12 protein-coding genes are annotated in these 14,176 nt (G+C 69.5%); 6 read left to right on the forward strand and 6 right to left on the reverse strand.

What is annotated here, in order from left to right; genetic code table 11:
- Window positions 1–85: 85 nt before the first annotated feature.
- On the forward strand, window positions 86–691 hold the full coding sequence (locus HFP48_RS22255; RefSeq protein WP_050035843.1) for a TetR/AcrR family transcriptional regulator: 606 nt from the start codon (window positions 86–88) through the stop codon (window positions 689–691).
- 10 nt (window positions 692–701) lie between these two features.
- Here HFP48_RS22255 and HFP48_RS22260 read toward each other — a convergent pair whose 3' ends face one another.
- Entirely contained in the window at window positions 702–1,316 is a 615-nt protein-coding gene (locus HFP48_RS22260; RefSeq protein ID WP_029545845.1) for a TetR/AcrR family transcriptional regulator, read from the reverse strand.
- Window positions 1,317–1,428: 112 nt separating this feature from the next.
- On the opposite strand from HFP48_RS22260, the gene HFP48_RS22265 reads away from it, so the two are divergent.
- The 5 genes from HFP48_RS22265 to HFP48_RS22285 all read left to right on the forward strand — a co-directional run bounded on the left by HFP48_RS22265 (window position 1,429) and on the right by HFP48_RS22285 (window position 8,946).
- Window positions 1,429–2,985 (forward strand): long-chain fatty acid--CoA ligase, encoded by a 1,557-nt coding sequence (locus HFP48_RS22265; RefSeq protein ID WP_168580065.1) that lies wholly within the window; start codon window positions 1,429–1,431, stop codon window positions 2,983–2,985.
- A gap of 11 nt (window positions 2,986–2,996) precedes the next feature.
- Window positions 2,997–4,208, forward strand: coding sequence for an acyl-CoA dehydrogenase family protein (locus HFP48_RS22270; RefSeq protein ID WP_006935246.1), 1,212 nt, complete (start codon window positions 2,997–2,999; stop codon window positions 4,206–4,208).
- Entirely contained in the window at window positions 4,205–6,139 is a 1,935-nt protein-coding gene (locus HFP48_RS22275) for an alkyl sulfatase dimerization domain-containing protein (protein WP_168580066.1), read from the forward strand. Before HFP48_RS22270 ends, HFP48_RS22275 begins: the two co-directional genes overlap by 4 nt.
- Window positions 6,140–6,352: 213 nt before the next feature.
- Entirely contained in the window at window positions 6,353–7,717 is a 1,365-nt protein-coding gene (locus HFP48_RS22280; RefSeq protein ID WP_043798483.1) for an MFS transporter, read from the forward strand.
- 32 nt (window positions 7,718–7,749) lie between these two features.
- Window positions 7,750–8,946: a serine hydrolase gene (locus tag HFP48_RS22285; RefSeq protein WP_168580067.1), complete on the forward strand. Its 1,197-nt coding sequence runs from the start codon at window positions 7,750–7,752 to the stop codon at window positions 8,944–8,946.
- A gap of 82 nt (window positions 8,947–9,028) precedes the next feature.
- Here the strand turns inward: HFP48_RS22285 and HFP48_RS22290 are convergent, their stop codons facing one another.
- From HFP48_RS22290 to HFP48_RS22310, 5 genes are all read right to left on the reverse strand, one after another.
- Window positions 9,029–9,535 (reverse strand): acyl-CoA thioesterase, encoded by a 507-nt coding sequence (locus tag HFP48_RS22290; RefSeq protein WP_029545853.1) that lies wholly within the window; start codon window positions 9,533–9,535, stop codon window positions 9,029–9,031.
- The gene (locus tag HFP48_RS22295; RefSeq protein ID WP_006935240.1) at window positions 9,532–10,047 is read right to left on the reverse strand and encodes a hypothetical protein; all 516 of its coding nucleotides are present in this window, start codon (window positions 10,045–10,047) and stop codon (window positions 9,532–9,534) included. The genes HFP48_RS22290 and HFP48_RS22295 overlap by 4 nt, the downstream gene beginning before the upstream one ends.
- A 110-nt stretch (window positions 10,048–10,157) precedes the next feature.
- Complete coding sequence (locus tag HFP48_RS22300) at window positions 10,158–11,348, reverse strand: fumarylacetoacetate hydrolase family protein (protein WP_037201980.1); 1,191 nt, start codon at window positions 11,346–11,348, stop codon at window positions 10,158–10,160.
- Window positions 11,345–12,814: an aldehyde dehydrogenase (NADP(+)) gene (locus HFP48_RS22305; protein ID WP_168580068.1), complete on the reverse strand. Its 1,470-nt coding sequence runs from the start codon at window positions 12,812–12,814 to the stop codon at window positions 11,345–11,347. The genes HFP48_RS22300 and HFP48_RS22305 overlap by 4 nt, the downstream gene beginning before the upstream one ends.
- A complete protein-coding gene (locus HFP48_RS22310; RefSeq protein ID WP_161994835.1) occupies window positions 12,811–14,148 on the reverse strand; it encodes an enolase C-terminal domain-like protein in 1,338 nt (445 codons plus the stop codon). Before HFP48_RS22310 ends, HFP48_RS22305 begins: the two co-directional genes overlap by 4 nt.
- Window positions 14,149–14,176 lie beyond the last annotated feature (28 nt).

Consider the following 14,176-nt stretch of genomic DNA (forward strand, 5'->3'; position numbering starts at 1 on the left):
GGGTGTACACACATTCCGGAAAGTGTCTACTGCGCGTAGGGTCGGCTCGCGGGCCGCGCGGTCCGCCGGCCGAGAGGAACAGCGCGTGCCCACCGAGACGAAACCCGGAAGCGTCCGCGAGCGACTGCTCGCCGCGACGGAGGACTCGCTGCGCGCCAAGGGAATCCGGGCGACCACGATGGCCGAGGTGGCCGAGGCGGCCGGCGTGTCCCGGGCCTGGCTGTACCGGCACTTCCCGGACAAGGCGAGCCTGGTCGGCAGCGTGATCGTCCGGCTCGACGCGGCGTACTGGGCCGACGCCCGAGCGGCGCTCGCCGGGTACGGCTCCTTCGACGAACAGCTCGCGGCAGGCGTCCGGATCGGCCGGGCCACCTACGACGACCCGGGCGCGCTGCCGCTCCGGCTGCGCGCCACCGAGCCGGAGGAGTTCGAGGCGTGCGCCGGCGCGGGGGTGCGCGAACTGGTTCCCGATCTCGCGGCGTTCTGGCTCGAGTTCGTCGTCGCGGCGATCGAACGCGGGGAGGTCCGTGACGACGCCGATCCCGTCGAGGCCGCCGAGTGGGTGGCGCGCTCGCTCATCAGCCTCGCCACCGTGCCGGGCAACACCCTCGACCCCGACGACGCCGCCGCCGTGCTGCGCTACGTGCGGCGGTACGTGCTCGCCGGCCTGTCGCCCGCCGCGCCGCGCTGATCGGCGACCGTCAGGATCCGGCCCCGGGCGGCGGTCCGTCGAAGCCGTTCGCCCAGTACCGGCCGCGCAGGGACAGTTCCAGCAGCATTTCCGTGACGTCCTCGAGGGGAAGCACGGGCGGATCCGACTCGATCCACCAGCGCAGCACGGAAATCTGCTCGCCGACCCAGGCCCGGGCGAGAACGTCGACGTCGATGCGCGGGGTCACCCCGTGGGCGTCCGCGCGCTTGCGGAAGATCCGGGCGACGACCTCGCTGCGGTCGTCCATGAACTCCCGCAGCGCACGGCCGTCGCCCTCCCCGCGCAGGATCACCCGGTACACGTCGCGTTCCTCGGCGGCGTGGCGGAACATCTCCAGGACCGGCTTGCCGGTGAACCCGGCCGACGAGTCCGTGACGAGCGGGCGCAGGCGTTCGTTCAACTCCGCGATCAGATCCGCGACGATCCGCCCGAACAGGTCGTCCTTGTCGGTGTAGTGCCCGTAGAAGGTGGCGCGGCTGAGGTCGGCCCGTTCGGCGATGTCCTCGACGGTGACGGCGCCGTAGCCGCGCTCGAGCACGAGCGTCACGAGCGCATCGCGCAGCAGTCGCTTGGTGCGACGCACCCGGCGGTCTTCCGTTGCCATTGCCGGCTCCCTTCCCGGTACCAGGACGCCCATGCTAGCGCAAGTCTTGACACGGACACCAGTTCAATACATCGTGTCCAATAACAGTCACTCTGTCCGCGAAGGAGCGGAAATGAACCTCGGCATCTATCTGAGCCGCAGCAGTACGTACTGGCCCGACCACGAAGCCGTGGTGTGCGGCGACGAGCGCTGGACGTACCGCCGCCTGGAGGACTCCACCAACCGGCTCGCCTCGGCACTGCTCGGGCGCGGACTCGAACCGGCGCAGGCGGTCGCCACCTTCGCCGGTAACCGCCCGCAGCTGGTGGAGACCGAGATGGCCCTGTGCAAGGCCGGACTGCTCCGCGTGCCGATCAACGCGCGACTCGGCGCCGCCGAGGTCGCCCACGTCCTACGGGACGCGGCCGTGCGCATGCTGTTCGTCGACGCCGAGCACGCCGAGGCCGCGCTGAAGATCGTCGCCGACACGGGGGCGGACTGCACGGTCGTCGACTACGACGACAGCTGCGACGGCGCGGTGCGCTACAGCGACCTGCTGGCCGAGGGCGACGATCGCCCGGTGGCGATCGAGGTCGACCCCGAGGTTCCCGCGGTCCTGAACTTCACCTCCGGCTCGACCGGAAAACTCAAGGCCGCGGTGCAGACTCACGGCAACCGCCTGGCCAACATGCGCAAGCGCCTGATGACTCCGGACAGCTCGCTCGGTGTCGGCGAGCGCTACCTCGCACCCGGCCCGATCACCCACGCCTCGGGCATGGGCCTGCTCGCCTCCCTCTCCCGCGGATCGACCGTCGTGATCCTGCCGCACTGGGACACCGGGCGGTTCCTGCGCACCCTCGAGTCCGAGCGCATCACCTCGACGTTCATGGTGCCCACCATGCTCAACCTGGTGCTCGACCACCCGGAGGCCACCACCACCGACTACTCGAGCCTCAGATGCGTGCGGATCGGTGGCGCGCCCGTCTCCCCGCAACGCCTGCGTGACGCCGTCGACCTGTTCGGACCGGTCGTCGCCCAGGGTTACGGACAGGCCGAAACCACCAGTGGGGTAACGGTTCTCACTCCGGATGACGTGGAGCGAGGAATCGACTCCGACCCCGAGCTCCTGCTGTCGTGCGGACGCGCGGTGTTCGACACCGAAGTCCGGGTGGTCGACGACGAAGGCCGGCCCGTGCCGGCAGGCGAACTCGGCGAGATCGTCGTGCGCGGGCCGGACTGCGTACGCGAGTACTGGCACGAACCGGAATTGTCGGCGGAGACCTTCCGCGACGGGTGGGTCCACACGGGCGACATCGGGCGCCTGCGGGAGGACGGGTATCTGTTCATCGTCGACCGCAAGAAGGACATGATCATCTCCGGCGGGTTCAACATCTACTGCAGCGAGGTCGAGGCTGCCCTGTACGAGCACCCCGACGTGTCCGAGGTCTGCGTCGTCGGCGTCCCCGACGAGCGGTGGGGCGAGGCCGTGAAGGCCGTCGTCGTGCCGCGCACCGGCACCGGGCCGACGGAAGCCGCACTGATCGGCCACTGCGCCCAGCGGCTCGCCGGGATGAAGAAACCACGCTCGGTGGACTTCGTCGAGTCCCTTCCGATCAACCGCAACGGCAAGGTCGACCGCCGCGCCGTGCGCGACTCCTACTGGTCCGGCGCCGAGCGCCGCGTTCACTGACAAGGACCCCCATGTCGTTCACCCTCACCCCGTCCTACGACGACCACCCGCGGCTCGCGACGCTGGTTCCGCGCCTGCGGGACTACCTCGACGGCGAACTCGCCGAGTACGAACAACGACTCGGCCTGGGACCGGAAACCCGCTATACCCGAGAGCAACTCGAACCGGTGTGGCGGCGCAGCCGTGAACTCGGGTTCTACGGAATCCATCTGCCGCCGGCCCTCGGCGGTCAGGGCCTGTCCTACACCGAACTCGCCGTCCTCAAGGAGGAAGTGGGGGCCAGCGGCCGGATCCTCGCCCACTCGGTCCTCGGTGACATGGGCGGGCCGCTCCGCGTCGGGTCGATCTTCGGCGTGGCCACGGACCACCAGCTCGAGAAGTACCTGATGCCGGTGCTGCGCGGCGAGCGGGCGTGCTGCTTCTCGCTCACCGAGGAGGACGCGGGATCCGACGTACGACGGATGCGCACCATCGCCACCCCCGACGGGGACGGCTGGCGGCTGACCGGCCGCAAGGTGTTCTCCTCCGCCGGCCCGTTCGCCGACTTCTCCGTGCTCGTCGCGCGAATGGCCCCCGCCGGTGACACCGACCCGGAGGTCTATTCGGCCTTCCTCGTCGATCTCGACTCCCCCGGCTGCACCGTCGTCGACGGTGACCTGCCGATGTCGGGCCAGCACGTGGAGAGCGACATCATCCTCGACGACTGCTACGTCGGGCCCGAGCAACTGCTCGGCTCCGTCGGCGACGGTCTGCGAATCGGGCTGGGGCGCGTGACCGTCAACCGGCTGCTGCACTGCCCGACGGTGCTGGGCAGCGCGCGACGCGCGCTGCACCTGACCGTCGACTTCGCGAAGACGCGGCACGTGCAGGGCGCACCCCTGGCGGCGTTGCAGTCGATCCAGCACAAGATCGCCGACATGGCCACCGACTACTACGCGGCCCGGAGCATGACCTACGACGCCCTCGCCGCGCTCGACGCCGGCACACCGCCGCGCGTCGAGGCGTTCATGTGCAAGCTGTTCGTCGCCGAGCACGCCTTCCGCATCGCCGACGAGGCCGTGCAGATCCACGGCAAGGCGGGCATGGTCCGCGGCGCCGAGGTCGAATGGCTGTTCCGGCGGCTGCGCATGTTCCGCGTCCTCACCGGGTCGTCCGAGATCCAGAAGAACGGGATCGCCAAGCAGTTGCTCGCTCAGCCGGCGCGCGGAAAGGAAGCGGCATGACCAGCCCACTGTCGAGGCCGAAGGCGGCCACCCCCGCCACCGCGGCGGCCAACCGGGCCGTGCTGAGCACACTGGACTTCGCCGACCGGCGTTCCTTCGACGACGCCCGCCGCGGATTCGTCGCCACGATCGACCCGCCGGTGATCCGCGCCGAGAACGGCCGGGTGGTGTGGGATCTGACCCGGTACGACTTCCTCGGCGGCGACTGCCCCGACACCGTCAACCCCAGCCTGTGGCGGCAGGCGCAACTCACCGTGCGGCACGGCCTGTTCCGGGTCACCGATCGCATCCACCAGATCCGGGGTTTCGACATCGCGAACATGACGATCGTCGAGGGAGACACCGGATACCTGGTGATCGATCCGCTGCTCACCCCGGAGACCGCCGCCGCCGGCATGCGACTCGTACGAGAACACCTCGGGGACAAGCCGATCCGCGCGATCGTCTACACCCACAGCCACACCGACCATTTCGGTGGGGTCAAGGGCGTCGTGTCCGGCCACGAGGTGGCGCGCGGTGCGGTGCGGATCGTCGCGCCGTCGGGCTTCATGGAACACACCGTCAGCGAGAACGTCCACGCCGGCAACGCGATGAAGCGGCGCGCACAGTACATGTACGGCTCGCTCCTGCCGGCGGACGACCGGGGTGTCGTCTCGGTCGGGCTCGGAGCCGCACTCGCCAACGGTGCACCGACGCTGCTCGCTCCCACCGACCTGGTCGCCGAGACCGGTACCGAGATGGTGCTCGACGGGGTGCGGATCGTCTTCCAGTACACCCCGGACAGCGAGGCTCCGGCGGAGATGAACTTCTTCCTTCCCGACCTGCGGGCGTTGTGCATGGCAGAGAACGTCTCGCACAACATGCACAACCTCTACACCCTGCGCGGCGCTCAGGTGCGCGACGCCGCAGCGTGGAGCAACTACATCCGGGACGCCCTCGACCTCTTCGGCGACCGGGCCGATGTGCTGTTCATCAGCCATCACTGGCCGGTATGGGGGCGCGAGGCGATCCGCGAATTCATGGAGAAGCAGCGCGACCTGTACCGCTTCATCCACGACGAGACGCTGCGGTGGGCGGCGCGCGGGCTGAACGCGGCCGAGATCGCGGAGAGACTCGAGCTTCCGCCCGCCCTGGCGACCTACTGGTCCAACCGCGGCTACTACGGAACCCTCGAACACAACGTCAAGGCGGTCTACCAGAAGTATCTGGGCTGGTTCGACGCCAACCCGGCGAACCTGCACCCCCACCCGCCCGCCGCGGCGGCGGCGCGGTACGTGGAGTTCATGGGCGGTGCGGACGAGGTCCTCCGCAAGGCACGGGCGTCGTTCGACGCCGGCGACTACCGGTGGGTCGCCGAGGTGGTCGGCCGGGTCGTCTTCACCGACCCGGGGAACGAGGACGCGCGGGCCCTGCAGGCCGACGCCTTCGAGCAGCTCGGATATCAGGCGGAGGCGGCCTCGTGGCGGAACTTCTACCTGACGGGTGCCCAGGAACTGCGCTCGGGCGTCACCTACGCCGGGGGCGGCGGGGCGCGGGGCGACATGCTCACGGCGATGACCACCGAGATGCTGCTCGATCACCTGGCGGTCCGGCTCGACGGAACCGCGGCCGCCGGATGCGACGCCCATATGGCGCTCGATGTGGACGGCGACGGGCGGATCTTCGTCCTGGTCCGCCACGGTGTGCTCGTCCACAGCCGTCGTCCGCAGCGCGGCGACGTGGATGCCACCGTCGCACTGTCGCGGCCGGTGCTGGCGCGACTGGTGCTCGGGGCACTCACCGCGGCCGACGCCGAGGCCGCCGGGCACGTCACGATCTCGGGTGACGCTGCCGCGTGGCGGGTGCCGTTCGACCTGCGCGGCGGGTTCGACCCGGCATTTCCGATCGTCACCCCGCGAGCTACAGCACAGTCGAATTATGTTGTCCTCTAACATATTTCACTGACACCGCCCTTGCGTTATGGCGTCCGTCACAGTAGGCTGAGTGCAACACGGGACGGTGTACGACTTCGACTTCTCGTGACGATCGACCGGAATGCGCCGCCCTTCCGTCGGGCCACCGACGACGAACGCGGGCCCGGTGCCGATCGGATTCCCAGACGACGTGGCCACCGATCGAGGATCGGGACGAGCCGAGGAGGATGCATGGCGACAATTCGAACCCCCAGCCCGGCGACCACGGCGCCGGAGGTGAACCCACCCGGGTACAGCCGTCGACGTGCCCTCGCCGTCCTCGTGATGATCGTCTTCTTCATGATCATCAACTTCGGCGACAAGGCCGTGCTCGGTCTCGCGGCGGTACCGATCATGAACGAGTTCCGGATCGACCGCAGCATGTTCGGACTGATCGCCAGCTCGTTCTACCTGCTCTACAGCATCGCGGGCATCGTCGTCGGCTTCGTCTCCGCCCGGGTCTCCAGCCGGCTCCTGCTGTTCTCGATGGCCATGATGTGGACGGTCGCGCAGATTCCGGTGCTGCTGGTCGCCACGGTCCCGGCCCTGGTGGCGGGACGCGTGCTCCTCGGCGCCGCCGAGGGCCCGGCCACGCCGATGTCGATGCACGCCCTGTACAAGTGGTTCCCGGCGCACAAGCGCGGGTTGCCGTCGGCCCTGCAGATCAGCGGTGCCGCCCTGGGAGTCCTCATCGCCGCCCCCGTCCTGACGTGGCTCATCAGCGATCACGGATGGCGGGCCGCGTTCATCGCACTGGCCGTCGTGAGCGGGCTGTGGGGCATCGCCTGGCTCGCGATCGGCAAAGACGGCCCGTTCGACCGCGACACCCGGCACGGGCACGGCGCCGCGGCCGGCCCGTCGGGCGCGGCCGGCAATCCGAAGATCTGGAAGATCCTGGTGAGCGGCACGTTCCTCGGCAGCGCGGCGAGCGCATTCGGCGGCCACTGGGCGATGGCGGTCAACTCGGCATGGCTCCCCGAATACCTGCACTCCACAATGCAATTCGGTCCTGCGGACGTCGCCGGCGTGATCAGCGCGATCTCCGGCACGAGCCTCGTCCTGCTGCTCACCATCTCCCCGCTGTCCGACCTGCTCCTGCGCAGGGGACTGTCGGTGCGCTGGGCGCACGGGGCCTTGCAGGGCGTCGCCGTGACGATCGCGGGCCTCGCGATGGTGCTCGTCCCGCTCGCGGACGCGTCCGCAATCCGCCTCGTGCTCATCGTGATCGCGTTCAGCGGCTCGGCCGTCGCGTTCCCGCTCCACTACATGACGGCGGCTGCGGTCGTGCCACCGGCCAAGCGCGGCGCCGTCTTCGGCATCCTCGCCGCCACCGGCACCCTGCCCGGGCTCGTCGCCCCGTACCTGACCGGCCGGATCGTCGACGGCGGCGCCACGGTCGTGGCCGGATACGGCACCGCGTTCACCCTCGCCGCCGTCGTCATGATCGCGTGCGGCGTGTATGCCATCGCAGCCATCCGCCCCGCCCACGATGCGCGTCGTCTGACCCGGGTCGGGACGACCGGCACCGCGGACGACGCCACGGCCGGTGCGGTGTGACCGCGCACCGCGGAATGGAAGCGGCCCCGTCGATGCGCACCGGTCCGGATCTCACGTGGGCTCGTGGCCTGACCGATCCCGCCGACGTGCGCCGGTACCTGACGTCTCGCCGCGAGACGATGCCCACCCGGCGCGTGTGGCGCGGCCGCGGCGGCGTGTGGGAGTTGCCCGCCGCACCGACCGACCTTTCCGGGCTTCCCATCGAACGGCTCCGAGGACGGCCGGAGACCTTCAAGCGGATGCTGGAGACGTCCGACACCGACGGCATCGCGGTGGTGCATCGGGGTCACGTCGTCCACGAGTACCACCGGCCGGGCTTCGCGGCACACGATCCGCACCTGACCACCTCGATGACGAAGTCCGTCGTCGGCCTGGCAGCCGCGATTCTCGTGCACGACGGCGTCGTCGATCGGCGGCACCCGGCCTCGCGCTACGTACCCGAAGCGGCAGGCACCGCGTTCGGTGACGCACGCGTCGACGACCTGCTGCACATGAGCACCCGGGTGTCGTACAGCGGCCGGATCTACCACCGTCGCGCCGAGGCGCAGCGCCTGCTCGCCGCGGTGAGCTGGTCCGCGCGCCCCTTCGGATACACGGGGCCGGGCTCGATCCGCGAGCACCTGGCGACGGCCCGGGCGACCGGTCCGGCCGGCGCGGAATTCCGTTACGAGAACGGGAATGTCGAAATGGTCGCGGAGGTGCTCCGCCGGGCCACCGGAACCACGCTCGCCGACCTCGTCGGCGAGCTGGTGTGGTCCCGCATCGGCGCCGAGGAGGACGGCTACTTCGTCCTCGATTCCGACGGCACCGAGATGGCGAGCGGCGGGTTCTGCGCCACGTTGCGCGACGTCGCCCGGCTCGGCGAGGTGCTGCGTTGCGGCGGTGCGCTGGGTGGCCGGCAGGCGCTGCCGGCCGCGGTGGTCACAGGCCTCGGGGCCCGCGTACCCACCGGTCCCGGCGCGCGTGTGCGGCCACCGAATGCGTCACCGGACTCACGGTCGACGCTGTCGTACCGCGACTACTGGTGGGTGCTCGACGACCCGTTCGGCTCCTACACGGCCACCGGAATCCACGGCCAGATGCTGTTCGTCTCACCGGGACTCGAGCTGGTGGTCGCCCTCTACGGGTCGCGCGTCGAATCCCCGTCCGTTCCCGCACCCGCCTTCGTCCTGGCGTGCTATCAGATCGGAGCGCACCTCGGAGCGTTCGAACCCGTGCCCCCGCCGTGACTGTTCCCCCACGGCCCACCTCGGATCGATTCGTGCCGTGCGTTCGCCGCTGTCCTCACAGGGGGATAGTGCGCCTCGGAGGTCAACCGTTGCGTGTCGTCTCGGACAGCTCGTCGAGGGGGACGGAGTGCGGGGAGGCGAACGCGGCGTACTGGGCCTGTCGGCGGAGCCGAGCCGCCTCGTAACGATCTCGCGTGACGTCCGTATTCGGTGTGAAGGGGGGCACGGCAACGGGTTCACCGGTGTCGTCCACGGCGACCATGGTGAAGTACGAGCTGTTGGTGTGGCGACGTGTTCCGCTTCGGATGTTCTCGGTGTCGACCCGGATCCCGATTTCCATCGAGGTCCGTCCGGTGTAGTTGACCGACGCCGAGAAGGTGACCAGTTCTCCGACGTGAATTGCGTCGCGGAAGAGAACCCGGTCGACGGAGAGGGTGACGACGTAGGTACCGGCGTAGCGGCTGGCGCAGGCGTAGGCGACCTGGTCGAGAAGTTCGAGGAGACTGCCGCCGTGGACGTTGCCGGAGAAGTTGGCCATGTCGGGGGTCATGAGCACCGTCATGCGCAGTGATGCGTTGCCGGAAGTCACAGCGATCCTCCAGGGTGGCCGGGCGAGCCGGAGGCCGAGCGCCGTTGCGCCCATCGCGGGGGACGACCGACGGTACTCGGGTCGACATGCCAGCCGGCCGGGATGCGGCACCAGACGAAAGCCCGGCACTGCGGGACCGGATGCAGAATCCAACGCCGATGCATGCTCACCCCCCACCCGAGGATGTCCTCGGATGGGGGCGAGGCGGCTCCGGATGGGGGCGGGGTCGACGCGAGCAGAGCGCGTGGGTGGAGGGGGAGCGGCACGGACCTGTCGGTGACGACGGCGGCTGCGCCCACTGCGACTGCGAGGTCTCCGATGCCGGGCCGGTCGGGTGCGACGAGCGGGACGAGGACTGCGTGCCCGGCCGAGTTGGCGTTGTCGATGACCGCCTCGCGGGTCCGGCGGTCCCCGATACAGACGAGAACGGCATCTCCGCAACCGACACCGGCCGCGGCGAGATGGTCGACGATGTGGTGCGGCGCGATGCCGTGCCGGGTGGATTCGGTCATGACCAGCTCCTGATCGGGCGTCGAGTGGGGGATGCGACGAGACACCGAGCGGCGTAGGAGGAGGGTCCACTACGCCGCTCGGCGGTCCGGTCCCGTGGCCGGCGCGCGGTCTATGCGGTGGTGGCAGCGACCGGCGCAGGTGTGGCCGGGTGGGTGTGCAGGTAGTCGAACAGCTGGCGCAGCCCGAAGGACCATGCGGGCAGGGATTCTGTGGCCCCCACCTCGTTGATCAGCGCACCGAGATGTGCGCTACGGATGGTGACGACATCGCCGATCTTGTGGGTGAAGCCCTGCCCGGGCTCCTCGCGATCGGCGACAGGGGCGAAGAGCGTTCCGGTGAAGAGGGCGAAGCCGTCGGGGTACTGGTGGTGATCGCCCATTGTTGCGGCGACCAGTTCCTCGAACGGCCGGCTGATGCGGGCGAGGTTGTTGACGCCCTCCATCCTGAATCCGTCGGGACCGTCCACGCGAAGCCGGATCTCCTCGTTGCGGACCGTCTCGAGACCGAAGTCCCCGTCGAACAACCGGATGAAGGGACCGAGCGCACTCGAGGCGTTGTTGTCCTTCGCCTTTCCGAGCAGCAGGGCGCTGCGGCCCTCGACGTCGCGCAGGTTCACATCGTTGCCGAGCGTGGCGCCGGCCACGGTGCCGACCGAGTTCACGATCAGCACCAGTTCGGGCTCGGGATTGTTCCACGACGAGAACGACGGGATGCCGATCTTCGCTCCGACCCCGACCGAGGACAGCACCGGAGCCTTCGTGAAGACCTCGGGATCGGGACCGATCCCCACCTCCAGATACTGGGACCACAAACCCTCGTCGAGCAGGATCCGCTTGGTCGCGGCGGCCTCGGGTGAGCCCGGCCGCAAGGCGGCGATGCCGCCGCCGAGGGTTCGTCCGATCGAGGCCCGCACCTCGGCGGCGCGATCCGGGTTCCCGGCCGTGCGTTCTTCGATGATGCGCTCGATCATGCTCTCGACGAAGGTCACCCCACAGGCCTTCACGACCTGCAGGTCGATCGGGGCCAGGAGGTGCGGACGGGCCGGATCCTGCACGAGGGAGGCATCAACGAGATCGGAGACCTGCCAGCGGGGTGGCGACTGCGCCGTCACGCTGTCGACGTCGGCGAGGACGGTGGACGACTCGAGCAGTTCGGACACGGTTCCGGCGACTGCATGGAGATCGAAGACACCCCCGTCCCGCACGGCGACGACGCGGGGGCCGCCCGTCTCGACGTCCCACACGCGCCCGATCAGCCGCGCCCGGTCGGCGTCCTCGGGCAGGACGTGAGCGTGTGTCATCGCTGCGCTCCCGGCCTTGCCGGACGGTGCCACTCGCCGTCGATCCGCTGTGCGATCCCCCACGGGTTCTCGTCCTGCAACGCCTCGGGCAGACGCGATGTGGGAAAGGACTGGTACGCGACCGGTCGGAGGAACCGGGAGATGGCGGCGGTGCCCACGGAGGTGGTCGTCGATGTCGTCGCGGGGTACGGTCCGCCGTGGTGCTGGGCGTAGCTGACGGTCACGCCTGTGGGCCAGCCGTTCCAGAGCACCCGACCGCTGATGTCGACGAGCACGGCGGCCAGTTCGGTGACGTCGTCGGCGGCTTCGGCCTGCACAGTCGTCGTGAGCTGGCCTTCCAGGAGGCGTGCCAGACCGACCAGTTCCGATTCACCGGCGTACTCGACGATCAGGCTCGCCGGCCCGAACATCTCCTGTCGCAGGAGTTCCGGATGTGCGCGTACGTTCGCGGCCGTGGTGCGCAGCACCATCGGCGACGGCATCGCCGCGAAGTCGCCTTCGACGAGTACCTCGACGCCGGCGGCGGCCCGGACCCGCGTCACCGCCTCGCGGTATCCGTCGTGGAGGCGAGCGTTGAGGAGCACGGTCGGCTCGAAGCGGTCGAGGGCGTGCGCCAGCACAGCCGCAACGGATCCGGTGTCACCCGCCGGCACGAACAGCAGCCCCGGCTTGGTGCAGAACTGCCCCATGCCGAGAGTGAAGGACTGCGCGTAGCCGGTGAGAATGTCTTCGCGGCGGCTGTTCCACGCGTTCTCGGTGACGAACACCGCGTTGATTCCACCGAGTTCGCCGTAGAAGGGAATGGGCTCGGGGCGTGCCGCCGCGCGGTCGAACAGGGCGCGGCCGCCACCGGTCGAACCCGTGAAGCCGACAGCCTTGACCAGCGGGTGATCCACCAGCGCCTCTGCTGCGGGTCTGCCGGTCACGAGCCCGAAGAGACCGGCAGGGGCTCCGGCGGCCTCGAGTGCGGCGACCACGACGTCTGCGGTGCGTGCGGCGAGCTCGAGGTGCCCGTCGTGGGCCTTGTGGACGACAGCGCATCCGGCGGCCAGCGCCGAGGCGCTGTCGCCACCCATCACGCTGAACGCGAAGGGGAAGTTCGACGCACCGAAGACACCGACGACGCCCAGCGGCACGTTGACACGGCGGATGTCCGGCCGCGGCCCCATCCCCCACGAGTCGTCGGCATGGTCGATGACGGCGTCGAGATGCTCGCCGCGGCGGACCTCGTCGGCGAACAACCGGAGCTGGAAAGTACTGCGCCGTAGTTCGCCCTGAAGCCGGTCGAGCCCCAGACCGGTTTCCCGCGCAGCGATGTCGACCAGGGCCGGAGCGTCGCCCTCCAGCCCCTCGGCGACGGCCTCGAGCCAGCCGGCGCGGGTGTCCGGGGGGACCGTCCGGGCCTTCTGAAATGCCGCGTGGGCCGCTTCGACCTTCCGGTTCAGTTCCTCGACGGTCGTGTTCACGGCGCCACCTCCACTCCGGTCTTCGTGGTGGCCGCGCGTCCGTTCACCTCTCGCCAGCCGGGGCCGGCGGGAAAGACCCAGCGTTCGCGCGACGCGGCCAGCATCTCCGCGCCGATACCCGGCAGGGCCGGCGCGGCGTAACGTCCCCCGACGATCCGGACGGGTTCCGCGAAGTGCTCGTGCAGGTGGTCGACGTACTCGATCATGCGTCCCTCCTGGGAGCCACTGACGGCTGCGTAGTCGAAGAACGAGAAGTGCTGAACGAGTTCGCAGAGCCCGACTCCGCCGGCGTGCGGGCACACCGGCACCCCGAAGCGGGCGGCCAGCAGCATGACGGCGATGTTCTCGTTCACTCCGGCAACGCGGGTGGAGTCCAGTTGGAGCACGTCGATGGCCTGGGCCTGCAGCAGCTGCTTGAAGACGATACGGTTCGCGACAGCCTCGCCGGTCGCGACCCGCGTCGGGGCGACACCCTTACGGATGTCGGCGTGGCCGAGGATGTCGTCGGTGCTGGTCGGCTCCTCGATCCAGTACGGGTCGAACTGCGCGAACTCGTTCACCCGATCGATGGCCTCGGAGACCTCCCACCGTTGGTTGGCGTCGATCGCGATCGGCAGGTCACCGACGGCCTCGCGGGCGAGGGCCAGGCGACGAAGGTCGTCCTCGACGCTCCCGCCGACCTTGAGCTTGATCATGGAGAAGCCGTCGGCGGCTGCCTCCTTGCTGAGACGCACGAGTTTCTCGTCGCTGTATCCCAGCCACCCCGGTGACGTCGTGTAAGCGGGGTAGCCGCCGGCCTGGAGTGCGGCGATGCGGTCCGCCTTGCCGATGCTGCCGCGCTGGAGGAGGTCGAGGGCCCGAGCCGGATCGAGGGAGTCGCGGATGTGCGTGAAGTCGACGACGTCGACGATCTCCTCCGGGGACATGGTGCTCAGCAGCAACCAGAGCGGCTTGCCTTCGCGACGGGCCCGAATATCCCACAGCGCGTTGATCAGAGCGCCGCAGGCCATCTGGCTGACGCCCTTCTCCGGGCCCAGCCACCGCAGTTGCGAGTCGTGGACGAGACGTTTGGATGCGGCGCCGAGATCGAAGATCAGTTCCTCGGTGTTCCGGCCGATCAGCAGCTGGGCGTAGGTGTCGATGGCATGGGTGACGACATCGTTGCCCCGACCACAGGTGAAGACGAAGCCGTGCCCTTCGTCGCCGGCATCCGTGCGGATCGTGACATAGGCGGCCGAGTAGTCCGGGTCGACGTTGACCGCATCCGAACCGTCCAGTTCCAGCGACGTCGGGAACCGGACATCGTCGGTCGTGATGGAGACGAGGTGAGACATGGCACTCACTTCCGTGAATCGTATAGGA

Source organism: Rhodococcus sp. DMU1 (assembly GCF_012272955.1).
GTDB classification, from domain to species: domain Bacteria; phylum Actinomycetota; class Actinomycetes; order Mycobacteriales; family Mycobacteriaceae; genus Rhodococcus; species Rhodococcus aetherivorans.